Below are 17,339 nucleotides of genomic sequence, written 5' to 3'. Positions count from 1 at the left end.
GCAAGAATGATTGCACCCATCCATTTTGTGCGTCAAAGACACCTCTCCGCGCAACAATCCTGCGCAGACCAGACGGACACATCCGGCGCGAGGATCATGGACACCGATTTTTACCGCATCAAGCGTTTGCCGCCCTATGTCATTGCCGAAGTGAACGGATTGCGCCAGGCCGCGCGGCAGGCGGGCCGCGATGTAATCGATCTGGGCATGGGCAATCCGGATTTACCGCCGCCTGATCATGTTATCGACAAATTGTGCGAAGTGGCGCGCAAGCCCAATGCGCATGGTTATTCGCAGTCCAAAGGAATTCCGGGGCTGCGGCGCGCGCAGGCGAATTATTATGAACGACGGTTCGGGGTCGGACTCGATCCCGAGAGCGAAGTGGTCGTGACGATGGGCTCAAAGGAAGGGCTGGCCAGCCTCGCCACCGCCATCACCGCGCCGGGTGATGTGGTGCTAGCGCCCAATCCCAGCTATCCGATCCACACATTCGGGTTCATCATCGCCGGCGCCACCATCCGGGCCGTACCGACCACGCCCGACGAACGGTATTTCGAAGCGCTGGACAAGGCGATGGCATTCACGGTGCCGCGGCCCAGCATTCTGGTGCTCAATTACCCGTCAAACCCGACCGCCGAGGTTGTGGACCTGGCTTTTTACGAACGCGTGGTCGCGTGGGCCAGGGCAAACAAGGTCTGGCTGCTATCCGATCTCGCCTATTCCGAACTTTACTATAACGGCAAACCCACGCCGTCGTTGTTGCAGGTGAAGGGTGCGAAAGATGTGACGGTGGAATTTACCTCGTTATCCAAGACTTTCTCGATGGCGGGCTGGCGGATGGGTTTCGCGGTGGGCAACAAGGATCTGATTTCTGCGATGACGCGGGTGAAATCCTACCTCGATTACGGTGCGTTCACGCCGATTCAGGCCGCTGCCTGTGCCGCCTTGAATGGCCCGCAGGATATCGTCGAACGCAACCGTGCGCTGTACCACAAGCGCCGCGATGTTCTGGTCGAAAGTTTTGGCCGGGCCGGGTGGGACATACCGCCGCCCGAAGCGTCGATGTTTGCCTGGGCGCCGCTGCCAAAGGGGCTGGAGGCGATGGGCAGCCTCGAATTTTCCAAACAATTGCTTGAAAAAGCCGAAGTCGCGGTGGCGCCGGGAGTTGGTTACGGCGAAAACGGCGAAGGCTTTGTCCGCATCGCCTTGGTCGAGAATGAGCAGCGCCTGCGGCAGGCCGCGCGAAACGTAAAACGGTTCCTGAGCGAGGCGCTGGCCGGGTAACATCGGCACCGCTCAAGTTACTGCACTGTAGGAACATTGTTAACCAGACTCCGTTTGCGCACACAGTTTGGATAAACTACCATCGGTCAAGTGGAACGGGCAGGGGACAGCAAAAGCGTCGGTCATGGCGTGAATGATGGCGATGCAGCCGCCGTGTTGACTGAAAAGCAGCGCGAAGTGATGATTCGCATCGACCGGCGGATGCCGATCAAGGTTATCGCGGGCGAAATGGGGGTTTCCGAAACCCGCATCAATCAACACATTCGTGCATTGAAAGACATTTTCGGTGCCGGCAGTCTTAACGAACTGGTGGAACTGCACCGGACCCGCGCTGCCGCGCAAGATTTGCCGGACGATGACCCCTACAGTTTTTCTCAATACACAAATAATCAGGTGCCCGGCAGCGGGGCGGAGCCGCAAACGGTGGACCGGGTCGCAACCCACAAGTACCCGTCTGCCCCGGCTGCCGCCCCCCCAAAGGCGGCAGCCGGGCAGATGGGGAAAGAACCACGGGTTGTGCCCGAGGCGCTCGATGGCGAAAATGCCGTCCTGTACCGCCTTGCGATCATAATCGGTCTGGCAGTCGGCATAGTCGCTGCGATTGTTCTGGTTCTGACTGCAGCGCTCGGAGTGGGCGAGGTATTGGACGACAAAGCCAGTGTCCCGGCGATAACCAAGCGACCTGCTGGCTGAGCGCGGCGGGCCACCCGTACGGAGTAGCCCCGATGAACGACCAGATCAGACTAGACGCCCTCAATATCCGCAAATTGGTCCGCGAGGCAGAAGCAGTGTCGGATGAAGCGATGGCCGCATTTTCAAAACTCAAACTGGCGATGCTTCAGGCTCGCCAGAACCCCGGCGTTGCGGTTGATGTGGGTCAGCGCGCCATTCTGCGGTTGGTCCAGGCAGAACAGCAGGCCATGTCGATGTCGACCAACCTGCTGCGGGTGCATGACGAATTAAGCAAAGTCGCGCGGGAAAGCGCCGGGCTGGATGAAGATATCCCGACCGAAATCAAGCCCAGCGGCATCATCGGTAGCGACACCTGCGCCGAACCGGCAATGTCCGAAGCCGTCTGACCGGGCCGGGAGGGACTATTTTGGAAACCGTTCTGGCCGTGCGCGACAACGCGCAATTCGCCGCTCTCCTTGTCCTGGCTGCCTGGGCGCTTTGGCAAGGAGGCGGCCCCGAGCGGGGGGTGGCGTTAACCCTCCTGACAATGGAGTTTGTGGACCGGATAAATCATCTGGTGTTCGGCGCGGCGGCCTATCTCGACAGACTTGATATCGGCCATGCGGCGATTGACGCATTTGCATGCGCCGCATTTGTCGCAATAGGGCTGAAGGCGAACCGGATGTACACTTTGTGGATCGCTGCGCTGCAGGTGATCGCATTGAACGCGCACATCGTTCGCGAATTCGCGGAAGGGGTCTCGCCGCTGGCCTATGCAATTATGTATATCGGTCCCTCCTATTTCCAGCTTCTGCTGCTGGGGCTGGGGATCTGGCATCATGTGCGCCGGCGCAACATTTTCGGAAATTACCGGGCGTGGCGGAACTCGCCAGCGCAATTGGCAAGTTGAGCAGCCGGACAGACCCACTCGTGGAGTCGCCTTATGCGCTGAAAACAGAACTGATCCCGCGCAGATTATGCGTCGGACCGCTCATTCTCGATCTGTTTCATCGTGACGCCATTCTCGAGCGGGCATGGGTGGGGCTCAACCCGCGAGAGTTTCAGGTCATCTGGAGGCTCGCCGAAACGCCCGACAGGCCGGTAACCAGAGGCGAGTTGATCGCGCAGGTCTGGCGATTGAGACATGATCCCCGGACCAACAGCGTTGAGGTGCATATTTCGAGACTGAGAACCAAACTGGCATATTTTCAGGCTGATTGGTTGGTAGCCACAGACCCGCAAGGCGGGTATCGCATAGCTGACCGGGCAACGGTCAGGCCGCCGCAAATATCGCACAGGGGCGGAAGCGGTATGACTGATTATCTGGTGCGCGGCCGGGTTGGTGCAGCTTCAGAGGGCCAAAACAGGACCTGATGACAGGGCCGGATTGCGGGGTCACATAACACAGGCGATGGGCAGGAGAGCAGAGTTGGGTATCGAATTTCGCAAGAATGAGCGCGTCTCGATTGAACTGGGTGATAATGGCGTCGCGCAAGTCCGCCTGATCCGCGGTGATAAAATGAATGCGCTTGATCCGGATATGTTTCAGGCCATTATCAATGCTGGCCATGCGCTGCATAAAGCCAAAGGTGTGCGGGCAGTGGTCTTGTCTGGCGAGGGGCGGGCATTTTGTGCCGGGCTGGATCTGGCAAGCATGGCCAAGGTCGGGGCGGATCAGGACAAGGCCCCTTTGACCGAGCGGACGTATGCCAATGCAAATGTGTTCCAGCAAGTTTCGATGGCTTGGCGAAAGCTTCCGATGCCGGTGATTGCAGCGCTTCACGGCGTTTGTTTTGGCGGCGGAATGCAAATCGCCAGTGGTGCGGACATGCGGATTGTCACCCCCGATACGCGGATGTCGATTATGGAAATGCGCTGGGGTCTGATCCCCGATATGGGCGGTTTTGCGCTATGGCGCGGCATGGTGAAGGACGATGTTCTGCGCAAACTTACCTACACCAATGAAGAATTCACCGGAGCGCAGGCGCTGGATTACGGACTGGCGACAGAACTTGCCGACGATCCTCTGGCGCGCGCGACCGAACTGGCAGAAGAAATCGCCGGCAAGAGCCCGACTGCCATTCGCGAGGCGAAGGCGCTGTTCAACAAATATCTTTATCTCAGCGAAGATGACACACTGATGGAAGAAAGCGTCCGCCAGCAAAAACTGGTTGGCTCGCGCAATCAAATGGAAGCGGTTGCCAGCCAGATGCAGAAGCGGGCAGGCAATTTCGACGAAGCCTGACCGCGCAGCTTAAGGTTTCTAGCCGAATATCGCGGTGCATTGGAAACCGGTCATCACCAGCTTGCCGTCGGTGTTCCACAGCTTCAGTCGCTCGCTGGAAAAACCGTCTGCCGCGTGCTCGCCTGCGGTTTCCGCCAGCCACCAGCCGTCCCGCGTCACCGGTTCGGTGTCGAGAATATTGAACGACCAGTTGATCGAACTGATCGGTCCGCGGCGCTTCATCGCGCGCATCGAGCCTGGCGGCAGGGTGTCTCCCACCAGAACCAGTTCGCCAATCGGGTCGAGCCCGCGCCTGTCCTTCAGGCGGAACCAGCGGCGCACAATCGGATCACCCGGGCCGCTGACCGTTTGTGCGCGGCAAATGTCGTATTGCGAAATGAAAGACGGGGTTTCGCTCGATGGTTCGATCTGATTGCCCGTGTCCAGCGGCAGCGGTGCCGGCAGGGGCGGGGCGGCGGCATATTCCGCATTCGCTTCTCTCGCTGCACCAAACAGCCACAACCCGCGCTGCGCCAACGCTCCGTCCGAATAAATCTCTGTTTCCACCTGCGTCACGTTGCGCCCCTCACGCAAAATCCGCGTGGTGGTGGTCGATACGGCCCCGATCGGTCCGACGAAGCCGACCTGCGCAGCCCTGAGCGGGGGAAGGTCGGGAAACGACCTTTTGGCTGCGGTATAGGCCAGCAATGCGGATGCGCCGCCATACATGGTGCGGCCCTGCATCCAGCCGCCGCCTTCGGCGGTTGAAAATGCATTGCCATCGGTTTTCAGCGCGCTCAGAAATGTCTTGATACCCATGCCGCGGGCCATAGCGGCAAATTTACGCGATTCCAGCATTGAAACCCGTCACCGCCTCGGCTAGATGCGCCGCACTTCGTGAGGCCCGATGGCGGAGTGGTTACGCAGCGGATTGCAAATCCGTGCACGCCGGTTCGATTCCGGCTCGGGCCTCCAGGAAGAACAAGTTTCCGTTGCAGGCGGCGATGCGGATCGCTAATTCGCCCGCACCAGTGCCGCTTTAGCTCAGTCGGTAGAGCACATCATTCGTAATGATGGGGTCAGAGGTTCGAATCCTCTAAGCGGCACCATACCTTTCAGTGGGAAAATTCGAGACCAGAAGGGGAAAGCCCGTTCGGCTGGTTTAGTCTTTGGGTTCTGCTTGGGGCGCTTTGGGTAGGAAAGTTGGCGCGCAGATTTGGACCACACGCAAACGGGGGATTTTTGAAACGATTACTCGCTGGATGAGTTGGGGATGCCGACAAATTGCGCAGGTCGGCTGGACGTGAGCCCTCAATGGAATGCTGGCACAGCGAACGGTCTGCTTTTGGTGAAACCAGAAACGCTTCTGGGAGTTCAAAACTGGGTGGAACGCCGACAGAAACGAGCAGGTTATAAAGCTCGCGGTCTAGTCTTTGTTAAAGTCGTCGAAGGTTCACGTCCGCCGCAGATCGAAACTTTCGCGAATGTGTTTCAGTATAGATGGGTATAACGGTGTCACAAACTGAACACCCACTGTGTTGTCCCGTCGCCATTTGACGATCGCATCTAATGGGCCGATCGAGCCAATCTTAATGGTGATGTGGAGGCCTAAATCAAATTTCCAGGAGCCATCCTGAAAACGACAACCTTTCTCTGAAAGATCGAAGATTGTCACTTCTCTGCTCCCCCCGACAGTAAAAATCCGACCTAGCACGGTGAGATTGTAACGCTCCTCAATCCGCTCCTTGTGGATCATTGCGGTTTTGGCAGGAGTGGGTTCAATATCGTGAACTTTAGCACCTTGCGGTTCGGCCCGTTCGAGATTTGCAGAGTCACCATTAAACTGCGAAACCGCACTTGCGAACTCAATGTCACTCGCAAGCTTCACCGCTGGTTTCCCACTTAGCCAACAAGCCCACACTTCGCCCTTACGCACTATAAAATAGAGGTCGTCGTCTCCGTCCATCATAACGTACTAATAAAAATTGCCAAGAAAAGCAATGGCTTGTTTGACAAGGCCATTTGAACAATTGCCCCCGAACCTCAAGTTACGATCGTTGGCCGAACGCCCAATCACGAGGTTGCCGGCCATAGTGGGGATAGACAGGAATTTTGTCGGGAGCTGCCAACAGGAAATCTGGTTTGAAGCGCGGCTTCCCAGAGGGGGCGGCGAATTGAGTACAGCTTTCGTTGCCTGGTCTTGGGCAGGAGATTCAGGGATGAATGTTTGCGCGGCGACTAAGCAGTTGCCAGGAATACGCATTCTTGACTCGCATTCGTCCTCGCTTAGCCTAAGCCAACGCTGGGAGCTGAAGTATGGACGCAATCGGTAGGAGGGAGGAGCTGGTTACAGCTTTGGCGTGCGTTGCCGAGCGCGACCGTGAGGCTTTACGCAAAGTCTATGACCTTACTCATGCAAAACTCTTTGGGGTCATATTGCGGATTGCCCGCGACCGCGAGGTTGCTGAAGATTTGTTGCAGGACGTATATCTGAAAGTTTGGGAACGCGCAGGTAGATTTGATCTGACAAAGGGCAGCCCGATCACTTGGCTCGCCACCATTGCACGCAACACCGCCATCGACTGGACGCGCCGCAACGGACGGGTATCCTACAGCAGCGACGCGGTTCTCGATGAGATCGCCGATGACGCCATTCCTGCCGATCAGATGCTTTGCAACCTTGAGGATCAAGCAGCGATGATGCGTTGTCTGGATGGTCTGCGGGAGGACCATCGCCGCTGTATCAGACTCGCTTTTTTTGACGGACTTTCCCATTCCGAACTATCGGAACGCATTAATATACCGCTTGGCACGTTGAAAAGCTGGATCCACCGCGGTCTTGCAAGTTTGAGAGGATGTCTCGGCCATGGCGGATGACTTTCAGGATGCAGACCAGGAATCAGGCGGCGACCCGTTCGATCCGGTAGTATTTGCGGGAAAATATGCACTCGGCGTCCTGGAAGGCGACGAGTTGGCAGATGCGCGGCGTAGGCTTCTTGCGGAGCCTGATTTTGCCACTGACGTCGATTGGTGGAATAGCCGACTTGCAGCACTGGCAGAACTGGCAGGCGAAGCACCGGTCCCACATAAAGTCTGGGACGCCATATCTGCGCGTCTCGACAGGTTGGAAGATGCAAGCGGCTCGAATGTCGCCGACATCGCAGAGCCGCCAAGCCGCTTTCCATTCGGCTGGAGCGTCGGCAGCGCGCTGGCCGGGGCAGCGGCGGCTGCACTCGCTCTTTATGTAGCAGTGCCGGGGATGCGATCCGATTATCCGCCCGATTATCCGCCGCGCGCAGAGCCGCCAATAGCTACCGCTCAACAGCCGCAGTTGATTGCCCAACTGAGCGATAGTGAAAACGGGCGCAGCCTAGCTACGCGCATTGATCGCGATAGCGGCCAAATTACGCTGAAGATAAGAGGGCTTGCGCCTGAAGATGAGACAACCACTGCCACCGAATTGTGGGTAGTTCCCGTTGGCGGCGTGCCGCGCTCGCTAGGACTAATTCCGGGCGATGGCGATTTTACCCGCGCTATCAGCACCCAAGAGGCACAGGTTCTGATAGAGGGCGCAACGTTGGCGGTAACGTTTGAAAACGCCGAAGGCGCGCCGCACGAAGCTCCATCGACACCAATCTTGCTCGCGGGCCCACTAACCGAAGTATAAGGCTAACGAAGCCGGCCTTCATTTCGGTCCTACTGCAACCAGTAGGCCGGTTCCTGCGTAGCTGCCTCCCGTCGTCCACCAAGGGCGCCGCGTTGCTAGCGCACGTTACAGGGACAGAGGATTAAAATTGACCCCCGTCAGGCAAACTCATTTATCCGGCCGAACCTCGTGCGAGCAGCATTCCGACCAATTTGACGGAAAAAAGGTACTCGCTATGAAAAATACCCTGACAAAACGCCTTTCAGTCGCGCTGCTATGCGGCAGCGCAATAATGGCACTGACTGCAACGCCAGCAGCAGCCAATGAATGTCTGCTCGATACCAATAACGATGGATCTGCGACTGCAGCCGATACGGATGGCGGCGCCACCAGCGACAATGCAACGGCACTTGCCTGCGGCGTCAATGCTAACGCAACCGGGATCGATGCTCTGGCGATTGGTACTGATGCGAATGCGAACGGCAATTCGACTACAGCCCTTGGCGGCGAAAGCGTAGCGACTACTCCGGGCGCAACGGCACTTGGCTGGCAAGCAGTTGCCAGTGGAGCGATGGGCACGGCAGTCGGCCACCAATCAACCGCGTCGGGCAATCAAAGCTTTGCAGGCGGCGAAGATTCGGTAGCTTCGGGCACGAATTCGATCGCTATTGGCAACACCGCGCAGGCAACCGGCGGCGACTCGATCGCAATCGGCGGCAACCGTGACGGTTCGCTGGGAATGGCAACAACGGCAACGGGGCCATCGACAACGGTCGTCGGCGGACAATCGACGGCGGCAGGACCGGGTGCAACTGCATTTGGCTGGCGCACCGAAGCAACCGCTGAACGTGCGACTGCTCTGGGCCACCTCGCCACCGCGCAGGGTGTTCGTTCGACAGCAGTTGGCGAGAATGCCGATGCACAAACTGACTTCAGCACGGCAATCGGCAACGAAAGTATAGCGAACGGGATCGATGCCATTGCGGTCGGCGATACAGCGATCGCGATGGGTAATTCCACATCGGCGTTCGGCGGCGAAAGTGTTGCGACGGGCCCCGGTTCGACGGCGCTTGGGTGGCAGACACGGTCTGGCGAACGCTCCACTGCTGTTGGTCATCTTGCAACCGCAACGGGCGTCCGCTCGGTTGCACTTGGCGAAAATGCCGACGCGCGAGGCGATATGGCGACTGCCATCGGCAACGAGGCGATTGCCATGGGCATAGATGCACTCGCACTCGGCGATACTGCGCTTGCGATGGGCAATTCGACCACTGCCCTGGGGGGTGAAAGCATGGCTACGACACCGGGTGCAACGGCGCTTGGTTGGCAAGCGGTCGCAAGCGGTGCAATGGGTACAGCGGTTGGTCATCAGACTACAGCTTCGGGTGATCAGAGCTTCGCTGGCGCTGAAGACGCTGTAGCCTCGGGGACCAATTCGATCGCCATCGGTAATACCGCGCTTGCCAGCGGCGGTGACGCTGTAGCGATCGGCGGTAATCGTGACGGTATGGCTGGCCGCGCAACGCAGGCCACAGGTGCATCGACTACGGCAGTCGGCGGTCAAGCTCTGGCAACGGCTACCGCTGCGACGGCTTACGGGTGGAGAGCGGAAGCGACCGGTGTGCGTTCGACTGCATTGGGCCACGTTGCGGTCGCATCCGGCGAGCGTTCGGTTGCGGTTGGTGAAGCAGCTAACGCCTCTGGTGCCAACGCAGTCGCGCTTGGGAACCAGTCGGTTGCCTCGGGGGTCAACTCGGTCGCGATCGGCAATGGCGCAGTTGCAACCAATAACGGGCAAGTGGTTGTTGCATCGCTTGGTGCAAGCACCGGATCCCAAACAGGCCCGATCGCATTTGTGACCGCCGATACTAACGGCACCCTTGGTAGAAGTATGACCGCAGGCACGAGCAACCTGGCTACCTTTGCTTCGGTCCAGGCCAACACCGTTTCAATCGGGCAGAATGCAGCGGCTATCCGGGCCAACTCGTCTGCGATCTCGGCTTTGCAGGGTCAGGCGGCGAACCTGTTCGATCTTTCGGACCAGAACCGCCGCGATATTCGCACTGCTAATGAAGGTGTCGCTTTAGCGCTTTCGATGGAATCGCCAGTACTGATGCCCGGTGACAAATTCGGGATCGCAGGCGGCTTTGGATACTTCGCAGACCGTGTTGCCGGTTCGGCAAGCTTTGCTGCACGCGTAGGCGACCGCGCTGCATTTACGGGCGGCCTGGGTGTTGGTGTTGATACCGGCGAAGTGGGGGCTCGTGCCGGTTTCCAAATGGCTTGGTAATACCAACCATAACGACGTGTAGTTCTTGACGGGGCGGAAGGGCTGGAGTGTTAATACGCTTCGGCCCTTCCTCTTTTGCCAGCCACTCGGCAAAGCGCGACAATCATACCAGCCATTGCTAGATTTCGGCGCTTTGCAATGTCCAACGGCTTGCGGAAGGTCGGATCCGCAGCGCAAGGAGGGTTTTTCAACCCGAGCAGCCTGAAGGTAATTTATCGGGTCGTCAGGCGCAGGGCGGGCGCTGGACTGCCTTGTTTGCGGGCCGGACATTGGCGACACAGCCTAACAGTCCCCGGCAACTCCTTGTGATCGATCGGCGATGCGCCTGGTACTGCAATCCAACGAGATATCTTCGACTACGCCGAAGTGATGGTCGAGGGTTCAACGTCCGGCCAATGCAGCAACGGTTTATTCCTGGCGGATGGACGCAGGCTTCGCCTCGCCGAGCGCCTGTGCAAAGGCATCGGCAGCTTGGCGGCCAACGCGATCAATCAGGCGCCGTTCCGTTTCGTCACCGATTTCGAAGGTAACTGCCGGCGCGCCGTAAGTGTCGTAGAACCAGTTCTTCGACACGCCGCTGCCTGTTTCGTGGCCTGGTTCCCGGCTGATGCCAAAATCAGGGACGCGGGCTGCGAGCAGGTCGAGCCAACGGTCGGTGAAACCCGCTGGATCAGTCGGCAAGGCGGCAGGGATGGTGTAAAACACATCACGCTGGGTCGAGTGAAAATCGAGCAGTGCCACCGGCCTTGTCCCGGTTGGCAAGCGGGCGAGCCAGTCTCTTACGCTGCGTGTTTCGGGTTGGGCGAATGGTCCCCAATCTCGATTAAGATCGGTCGCCCCGACATTTGAGCGCCAATGACCGCGCGCCACACCATCAGGGTTGAGCAACGGCACTGCCAGAAAACGAAAGCGGGCGGGATCGATCGCGCCGCTATCAAACAGTTCAACGATCCGTTCCAGAAACGGCTCCATTGCGAGCGCCCCGGTAACTTCGGGCGGATGCGCACGGCCTAACAGAATAACTGCATAAGGTGCGTTCCTGTCGCCGATCTCGATTGCCTTGATGGCGCGCCCGTCGTGTGACGAGCCGAGTGTCCTGGCCTCCACATGGGGCGAGCGGGAGAGTCGGCGGATCAGGTCATTGTAGCGCTTGCCCAGGAACAGTTCCTGTCCCGCCACGATACCGGCGCCGGGCGGAACCGCGAAGCGCGCTGTCCTGCCTTCATCGGAGATGCCGGCGCTCAACATCGAGACCGTATCGCCCGCTTGCAATTTCGGCACATAACGATGCCGTGCCGCCAGATAACGCAGTTCGATTACCACCGGGGGGCCGGGCTTCGCTTTGTAGCGGAACGCGTACCACGCGCTCGGATTGATTGGCGGTGCGTGTTCGGGCGTGACAAGGATCGAAAAACTTCGCTCCCCTTCGATGGCACAGCGCGATTGCGAGGCCCCTTCGAAATCGAACGCGATGGTAACGCTTTCAGTTCGGCACACCGCCGCTGTCGCCGATATCTGTCCCGCTCCACCCGTTGGCCGGGGCGTGTCGGCGCACGCTCCGGCCAGCAGGCTCCCCAGCACGATGATCGGCAGACGCTTCATCAGCGGTGCTGGTATCAGAACTTCTTGCGCAGTTCGACATGGAACACTCGCCCGCGCGGGCTGTGCAACTCGCTGAAGAAGCCGTAGGTCTCGTCAGCCAGCGGCGGGTCTTCATCGAACAGGTTGTTGATCGCGAACCGCAGCCTGGTGCCGTCGAGCGCCGTGCTGGTATTTTCGATCGAATAGGAGATCGACGCGTTAACCGTGAACGAATCGTCCACCTGATAGAAGTTGGCATTGGGATCGTCGGAAACGATCAGTTCGTCGCGCACGACGCTGGTGTCGTAAACCTTGCCCACATATTGGCCGTACAGTCCGATATCAATTGGTCCGTTGTCCCAGTTGATCGAACCACTGGCACGCCATTTGGGCCGACCCTCTATTTCGAGCAGTTCGCCCAAACCGCCGACCGTCACATCAAGCGGGAGCGTACCGTCCGCCACCGCATCGACAATTTCCTGTCCATCGGCACCGGCATTTTGCACGAAGCCGATCAGCCGCGCAGCGTTCAAACGTACACTGAACTTGCCCAGTCCGAAATCGGGTACGCGGTAGAACAGTCCGAAGTCGAGACCCTTCGAGGTGCGGCTATCGAGGTTGAGATAATTGTCGATGACAAAATCGATCTTGCCGGCTGGCGACAGGCCGGTGCCCGCAAACAGCGCAATATCGTCAGGCGTAGGCGCCAGCCTGACCACGTTCGGATTGGTGTCCCCGTTCAAGCGGCGAAGCAGATCGAGCGCGATAGCGTTGTCATCTCCAAACGTGCCAACCAAGCCAGTCTGGCGGACGCGCCAGTAATCCGCCGTCAGCGTCAGACCGGGTATGAACGCGGGTTCGAGCACGATGCCCAGATTGATACTGGTGCTGTCTTCCGGAACCAGGTTTTCGGTTCCTGCCCGAATGCTGATGACACCCGCACCCGGACAGGCGCCAAGACTGTCGATCTGATTCTGCAGAACCTGCGCCTGACACACAACAAAATCGTCGCGCGTATTGGACCGGGTCGTGCCTTCGTCGTTGACCTGGACCAGGTTCGGCGCGCGGAAGCCGCGCGACCATGCGCCGCGGAGCGTCACCCCGGGAAACGTCGTCCACGAAGCCGCCACGCGCGGTACGAACGCGGTCTCGTCGATATCGTCGAAATACTCCACCCGGCCTGCCAGTTGCAGATTCAAAGCCTCGACCAGGGGAATGTCCATGTCCCGGCTGACCAGAGGGACGAACAGTTCGGCAAATCCCGAATAGACGTTGCGCGATCCATTGGTGTCAGCCGACGGACTGGTGCCGGCAACATCGCTTCCGTTGAAATCGCCGGTCACACTATCGGTAAAGGTAATCGTTCCGTCGAGCCGTGGATCGCGATCATCGTAGAAAGTCTCGCGCCGCCATTCCACACCGGAGGCCACCCCGACATCGCCTCCGGGCAGAGTGAACAGGTTGTCGCGGCTAACCTTGAAATCGGCCAGCGCCAGACTGGTGCCGCCCTTGCGGAACACGTCGATGCGGAACGGATCGATGGATGATTGCGGGTTGGGTGTGCAATCGCCCTGGCCCGGATCGCCAACGACACAGCCGCCGTTGAACGGATTGTATGCATCGGGCGTCGTCAGATTGATCTGGTTCTGCATCAGCGTGAGCGAGACGCGGTTGCGCGCCAGATCGACCAGATCGGACTCCGAATAGACAAATCCGGTATCGAAATCCCATTCGCCGAAATTGCCGCGCAGGCCGCCAACGAGGCGGTAGGTGTCTTTGTCCACCGAAATGTCGCGGTTGCCGACATCGACGAAGCGATACCGTTCCATAATCACGTCCGCACCGCCAGCGGCAATGGTAGTGCCGGGCAGCCGCTGCGGATTGCGGACGCCGTTACGCAACGTCGGGCCGAACGGATTGTAAAAAGCTGTCGCTGCAATGCCCACCGGAACCGCACTCAGGATTGCCGAGGCTTCGATATTGCGGCGGTTTTCGGAACGGTAATAGCTGCCTTCGAAATAGGCTTCGACGTTGTCCGTCAGTTCGTAATTGAGCAATGCAAGGGCGTTATAGCGGCTTTTCTTACTGATCAGATTGTTGCCGAAATTGGTGTTGTAGCGAACATCGGTTGTCGGTGTTGTTCCGTTGCGGGCACATAAGCCGTTACCGAAATCGAGCCGGCAGCCCGGAAACGAACTGGGTTGCAGATAAAAATCATCATCACCGATCGGCGTCCGGTTGGATGGAGCCTGGATATCGAATTGCCCGAACGGACCGAACGTGTTGCGATTGTTAAAGGAAGCATCGCCTTCGAAGTCGGTCCCGACAACCAGCGGTCGGCGATCGTCGTCAGCGGCATACCTGCGCTCGGACGCTCTCAGACCGTTTTCGTGGAAATAACCGCCGTAAAGCGTGAGGTTGCCGCGCCCACCGCCGAAATCGACGCCGAGACCGCCGCTGATCTGCGTGCTGTAGAGCCCTGTCCCGTCGAAAAGCCGCATATCCGCTTCCAGAAAGCCGCCGGTAATATTGCCCTTGAGCACTGTGTTAACGACACCCGCGACAGCATCCGCGCCGTAAATTGCCGAAGCACCGTCGCGCAGCACTTCGATCCGGCGCACGCTACCAGGCGCGATTTCATTGGTGTCCGAACTGACGACCGGGACGAGCAGCTCTGTCTGGAAACCGGGGTGCAGCGTCATGCGGCGCCCGTTGATGAGCAATAGCGTGTTGCCGGTGCCCAGGTCGCGCAGATTGACCGAACCCACATCCCCGCGCACACTGTTTTGCGTCGTGGCGTTTTGTTCGTTGAATGCAACTGTCCCAGCCTGCGGGATGGAACGGAACAGTTCGTCGCCCGATGCTGCTCCGGAATTTTCAATCGCCTGCTCGTCGAGGACTGTCACCGGGAGGACGTCGTTGATCTGTGCTCCCTGAATCTGGGTTCCGGTCACGACGATGATATTGTCGGCGGTGACAGCCGACTGGGTATTCTCCCGTTCTTCCGCAGCTGCTTGCGCTTGCTGCTGCGGGGTCATCTGCGGCGTGGTCTGCTGCGGGCTTTGCTGCGCGGCCTGCGCGTAGGCGCTGCTGGTCGCTGCAAGCAGGCTGGTTGTTCCCAACAAGGCGAACCGTCCAAATCCTTTAATACGCAAAGTCATTCTCCCTTATCTGTTTTGCTGTCCGACCGCCGGTTGATCCAGGCTTCGAAGATGTCGGGCCATTGATTGATTAACTGCGTCGGCGCGCCAAGACCCCAACCGTGGCCGCCCTTCTCGAAAATGTGTAATTCTGCTGATGCTCCCTGCGCGACCAGCGCTTGAAACAGACCGATCCCATGGCCCGGCGGCGTGATTGTGTCGTCTGCTGCCGAAAAAATGATGGTCGGCGGGGCGTCCTTGCGCGCATATGTGTCGAGCGACCAGGCATCCTCTGCGGCGCGCGACGGGGTTTTACCAACGATCTCACGCCGCGTGCGGGTGGTATCGTAGGGCTTGCGAAGCGACACGACGGGGAAGAGCAGCACTGTAAAGTCGGGTCGCGCGCTCGCGGCTTCGAACTGGTCATTGCCAGCATAAAGATCGCGGGCAGGCTGCAAGGCAGTGAACCCTGTCAGATGGCCTCCAGCGGAAAAACCCATGATGCCGATCGCGTCGGGGCGCACACCGAAGTCCGCTGCCCGCGTCCGCACGATCTTCATGGCCCGCTGCGCATCTGCGAACGGTGCGCTGGCTTCCCACCCGTCGTTGGGGAGGCGGTAGATCAATTCGAACACGGTATAGCCGCGATTGCGCAGCCATTCGGCGGCGGGCGTGCTTTCTTTCCATGTCTGGATCCGGAAATACCCCCCACCGCCGGCGACGATCACCGCGCGTCCGTTGGCAATATTGGGCCGATACACGCGTAGCCGCGGAATCGAAATGTTGGAGATTGCACCGTAGCCCGCGCCTTCGGTGCCGATCTTCTCCGCCCCGCTGGCACCGCCCTTTCCGGGCGGGGGGCCCGGCCACAGCATTATGTCTTCCGGCTCGTGTCCTAAAGCGGATGAAGTGAAGCGCGTTTGTGCAACCGCGGTGAGCGCCAGACCCCCGCCGAGGAGTGTTCTGCGGCCGATCACCGGCTGTCTGCCATATTGGCTGCTGCAATCATGGCATGGCTGTGCGGGCCCGAGCGTTCGTGACGCTCGATGTCTTCCTCGGGAAGCGGCATCGGTTTGCCGCCAAGCGCCGCCGCCAAGCGATCCTTGTCGAGGGCGTTTTCCCATTTGGCGACGATAACGGTCGCAACCGCATTGCCGATGAAGTTCGTCAAGGCACGGCATTCGCTCATGAACCGGTCGATTCCCAGAATCAGCGCCATACCTGCGACCGGGACCGAGGGAACAACCGATAGCGTTGCAGCAAGGATGACAAACCCGGCGCCCGTCACGCCCGCCGCGCCCTTGGAACTGATCATTGCCACAAGCACGAGCGCAATCTGTTCGCTAAAAGACAGATCGATGCCCATGGCTTGCGCGATGAATAGCGCCGCCAGCGTCATATAGATATTGGTCCCATCCAGATTGAATGAATAGCCGGTCGGCACGACCAGCCCGACCACCGATTTGCGGCACCCGGCGATCTCCATCTTTTCCATCAAGCTGGGCAGCGCGGCTTCGGACGATGAAGTGCCCAGAACCAGAAGCAATTCCTCGCGCAGATATTTGATAAGTGCAAAGATCGAAAAGCCGCCAAACCAGGCTACGGAGCCAAGCACCACGATGACGAACAACAGCGAGGTGACGTAGAAAGTGGCGATCAGTGCCGCGAGATTTGCCAGCGAGCCGATACCGAATTCCGCAATGGTAAAGGCAATCGCCCCGAACGCCCCGATCGGTGCGAATTTCATCAGCATATGGACAAGTTTGAAGATCACTTCGCCAAATGACACGAGTACATCGAACACGAGATCGCTTTTGGGCCGGGTCGCGGCAATTGCGATCCCGGACAAGATCGCGACAAGCAGAACTTGCAGGATGGACCCGCTTGTCGTGGCGCTGAAGAAAGTTGTCGGAATTATCGCCAGCAGAAATGCCGTTATGGTCTGTTCTTGCGCAGTGTCCGCGTACGCTTCAACCGCTGTGGTATCCAGCGTCGCGGGATCGATGTTCAGCCCCGCACCTGGTTGGACGACATTGGCTACGATCAGCCCGATGATCAGCGCCAGAGTGGAAAAAAACAGGAAATACACCATTGCCTTGCCCGCCACGCTGCCGACAGCGGACATGTCCTTCATCCCGGCGATACCTGTCGCAACGGTCACGAAGATCACCGGCGCGATGATCATTTTGACCAACGCAATGAACCCGTCACCGAGCGGTTTCAGCGAACTACCGAATTCAGGATACAAATGCCCGAGCAGCGCCCCGATGATGATTGCGACGACAACCTGGAAGTAAAGTTTGCGATAAAGTGGCTCGCGCGCGGGTACCGCTGCGACCGCCGCATCGCTGGTGGGCGATATTGCCATTAATCCCTCTCCCAAGACCGACCTGTTAGACGGCTGATGCGATGATATGACGCAAAAGAAGCCTACACGAGAAAAAATTTCGAACGCTAAATAACTAATGAAAACAATTAGCGTGATTTAACGATAGGCTCGGC

Annotated in this window: 15 protein-coding genes and 2 tRNA genes; 11 read left to right on the top strand and 6 right to left on the bottom strand. The window is 58.7% G+C overall.

Annotation, left to right across the window (positions count from 1 at the left end; all coding sequences use genetic code 11):
- Positions 1-96 precede the first annotated feature (96 nt).
- The 6 genes from WFP06_RS11260 (at position 97) to WFP06_RS11235 (ending at position 4,201) form a co-directional block, all read left to right on the top strand.
- Positions 97-1,284: an LL-diaminopimelate aminotransferase gene (locus WFP06_RS11260; protein ID WP_336987259.1), complete on the top strand. Its 1,188-nt coding sequence runs from the start codon at positions 97-99 to the stop codon at positions 1,282-1,284.
- A 90-nt stretch (positions 1,285-1,374) separates the two neighbouring features.
- Positions 1,375-1,977, top strand: coding sequence for a hypothetical protein (locus WFP06_RS11255; RefSeq protein ID WP_336987258.1), 603 nt, complete (start codon positions 1,375-1,377; stop codon positions 1,975-1,977).
- Between the two features lie 32 nt (positions 1,978-2,009).
- Positions 2,010-2,363, top strand: a complete 354-nt coding sequence (locus WFP06_RS11250; protein ID WP_336987257.1) for a hypothetical protein — start codon at positions 2,010-2,012, stop codon at positions 2,361-2,363.
- A 20-nt stretch (positions 2,364-2,383) separates the two neighbouring features.
- Positions 2,384-2,866 carry a hypothetical protein gene (locus WFP06_RS11245; RefSeq protein WP_336987256.1) on the top strand — a complete coding sequence of 161 codons (483 nt, stop codon included), beginning with the start codon at positions 2,384-2,386 and terminating at the stop codon, positions 2,864-2,866.
- Positions 2,833-3,330: a winged helix-turn-helix domain-containing protein gene (locus WFP06_RS11240; RefSeq protein WP_336987255.1), complete on the top strand. Its 498-nt coding sequence runs from the start codon at positions 2,833-2,835 to the stop codon at positions 3,328-3,330. Before WFP06_RS11245 ends, WFP06_RS11240 begins: the two co-directional genes overlap by 34 nt.
- 55 nt (positions 3,331-3,385) lie before the next feature.
- Positions 3,386-4,201 carry a crotonase/enoyl-CoA hydratase family protein gene (locus WFP06_RS11235; protein ID WP_336987254.1) on the top strand — a complete coding sequence of 272 codons (816 nt, stop codon included), beginning with the start codon at positions 3,386-3,388 and terminating at the stop codon, positions 4,199-4,201.
- Positions 4,202-4,219: 18 nt separating this feature from the next.
- On the opposite strand, the gene WFP06_RS11230 is transcribed toward WFP06_RS11235, so the two are convergent.
- A complete protein-coding gene (locus WFP06_RS11230; protein WP_336987253.1) occupies positions 4,220-4,999 on the bottom strand; it encodes a thioesterase family protein in 780 nt (259 codons plus the stop codon).
- Positions 5,000-5,081: 82 nt separating this feature from the next.
- Here WFP06_RS11230 and WFP06_RS11225 point away from each other — a divergent pair.
- A tRNA-Cys gene (locus WFP06_RS11225) sits at positions 5,082-5,155 on the top strand.
- Between the two features lie 58 nt (positions 5,156-5,213).
- Positions 5,214-5,289, top strand: a tRNA-Thr gene (locus WFP06_RS11220).
- A gap of 344 nt (positions 5,290-5,633) precedes the next feature.
- Here the strand turns inward: WFP06_RS11220 and WFP06_RS11215 are convergent.
- Entirely contained in the window at positions 5,634-6,149 is a 516-nt protein-coding gene (locus WFP06_RS11215; RefSeq protein ID WP_336987252.1) for a PilZ domain-containing protein, read from the bottom strand.
- Between the two features lie 347 nt (positions 6,150-6,496).
- Between WFP06_RS11215 and WFP06_RS11210 the strand changes: the two genes are divergently transcribed.
- The 3 genes from WFP06_RS11210 (at position 6,497) to WFP06_RS11200 (ending at position 10,116) form a co-directional block, all read left to right on the top strand.
- Positions 6,497-7,057, top strand: coding sequence for an RNA polymerase sigma factor (locus WFP06_RS11210; RefSeq protein ID WP_336987251.1), 561 nt, complete (start codon positions 6,497-6,499; stop codon positions 7,055-7,057).
- Positions 7,047-7,847 carry an anti-sigma factor gene (locus WFP06_RS11205; RefSeq protein ID WP_336987250.1) on the top strand — a complete coding sequence of 267 codons (801 nt, stop codon included), beginning with the start codon at positions 7,047-7,049 and terminating at the stop codon, positions 7,845-7,847. Before WFP06_RS11210 ends, WFP06_RS11205 begins: the two co-directional genes overlap by 11 nt.
- Before the next feature lie 214 nt (positions 7,848-8,061).
- Positions 8,062-10,116 carry a hypothetical protein gene (locus WFP06_RS11200; RefSeq protein WP_336987249.1) on the top strand — a complete coding sequence of 685 codons (2,055 nt, stop codon included), beginning with the start codon at positions 8,062-8,064 and terminating at the stop codon, positions 10,114-10,116.
- A gap of 408 nt (positions 10,117-10,524) precedes the next feature.
- On the opposite strand, the gene WFP06_RS11195 is transcribed toward WFP06_RS11200, so the two are convergent.
- From WFP06_RS11195 to WFP06_RS11180, 4 genes are read right to left on the bottom strand one after another with little or no spacing between them, the layout of a single operon-like run.
- Positions 10,525-11,718, bottom strand: coding sequence for a M14 family metallopeptidase (locus tag WFP06_RS11195; protein WP_336987248.1), 1,194 nt, complete (start codon positions 11,716-11,718; stop codon positions 10,525-10,527).
- A gap of 14 nt (positions 11,719-11,732) precedes the next feature.
- On the bottom strand, positions 11,733-14,858 hold the full coding sequence (locus WFP06_RS11190) for a TonB-dependent receptor plug domain-containing protein (RefSeq protein ID WP_336987247.1): 3,126 nt from the start codon (positions 14,856-14,858) through the stop codon (positions 11,733-11,735).
- Positions 14,855-15,814, bottom strand: coding sequence for an alpha/beta hydrolase (locus WFP06_RS11185; RefSeq protein WP_336987246.1), 960 nt, complete (start codon positions 15,812-15,814; stop codon positions 14,855-14,857). The genes WFP06_RS11190 and WFP06_RS11185 overlap by 4 nt, the downstream gene beginning before the upstream one ends.
- Positions 15,811-17,205: a dicarboxylate/amino acid:cation symporter gene (locus WFP06_RS11180; protein WP_336987245.1), complete on the bottom strand. Its 1,395-nt coding sequence runs from the start codon at positions 17,203-17,205 to the stop codon at positions 15,811-15,813. The genes WFP06_RS11185 and WFP06_RS11180 overlap by 4 nt, the downstream gene beginning before the upstream one ends.
- Between the last annotated feature and the right edge of the window lie 134 nt (positions 17,206-17,339).

It is taken from the genome of Altererythrobacter aquiaggeris (genome assembly GCF_037154015.1).
Taxonomy (GTDB): domain Bacteria; phylum Pseudomonadota; class Alphaproteobacteria; order Sphingomonadales; family Sphingomonadaceae; genus Aestuarierythrobacter; species Aestuarierythrobacter aquiaggeris.
Note: the sequence above shows the minus strand (reverse complement) of the source record. Positions and strands in the feature narration are given on the sequence as shown.

Excerpts from the sequence above, each read along its gene's own strand:
- WFP06_RS11260 (WP_336987259.1), top strand. The coding sequence starts at position 97 with ATGGACACCGATTTTTACCGCATCAAGCGTTTGCCGCCCTATGTCATT.
- WFP06_RS11250 (WP_336987257.1), top strand. The coding sequence starts at position 2,010 with ATGAACGACCAGATCAGACTAGACGCCCTCAATATCCGCAAATTGGTC.
- WFP06_RS11230 (WP_336987253.1), bottom strand. The coding sequence starts at position 4,999 with ATGGGTATCAAGACATTTCTGAGCGCGCTGAAAACCGATGGCAATGCA.
- WFP06_RS11215 (WP_336987252.1), bottom strand. The coding sequence starts at position 6,149 with ATGATGGACGGAGACGACGACCTCTATTTTATAGTGCGTAAGGGCGAA.
- WFP06_RS11210 (WP_336987251.1), top strand. The coding sequence starts at position 6,497 with ATGGACGCAATCGGTAGGAGGGAGGAGCTGGTTACAGCTTTGGCGTGC.
- WFP06_RS11205 (WP_336987250.1), top strand. The coding sequence starts at position 7,047 with ATGGCGGATGACTTTCAGGATGCAGACCAGGAATCAGGCGGCGACCCG.
- WFP06_RS11200 (WP_336987249.1), top strand. The coding sequence starts at position 8,062 with ATGAAAAATACCCTGACAAAACGCCTTTCAGTCGCGCTGCTATGCGGC.
- WFP06_RS11195 (WP_336987248.1), bottom strand. The coding sequence starts at position 11,718 with ATGAAGCGTCTGCCGATCATCGTGCTGGGGAGCCTGCTGGCCGGAGCG.
- WFP06_RS11190 (WP_336987247.1), bottom strand. The coding sequence starts at position 14,858 with ATGACTTTGCGTATTAAAGGATTTGGACGGTTCGCCTTGTTGGGAACA.
- WFP06_RS11180 (WP_336987245.1), bottom strand. The coding sequence starts at position 17,205 with ATGGCAATATCGCCCACCAGCGATGCGGCGGTCGCAGCGGTACCCGCG.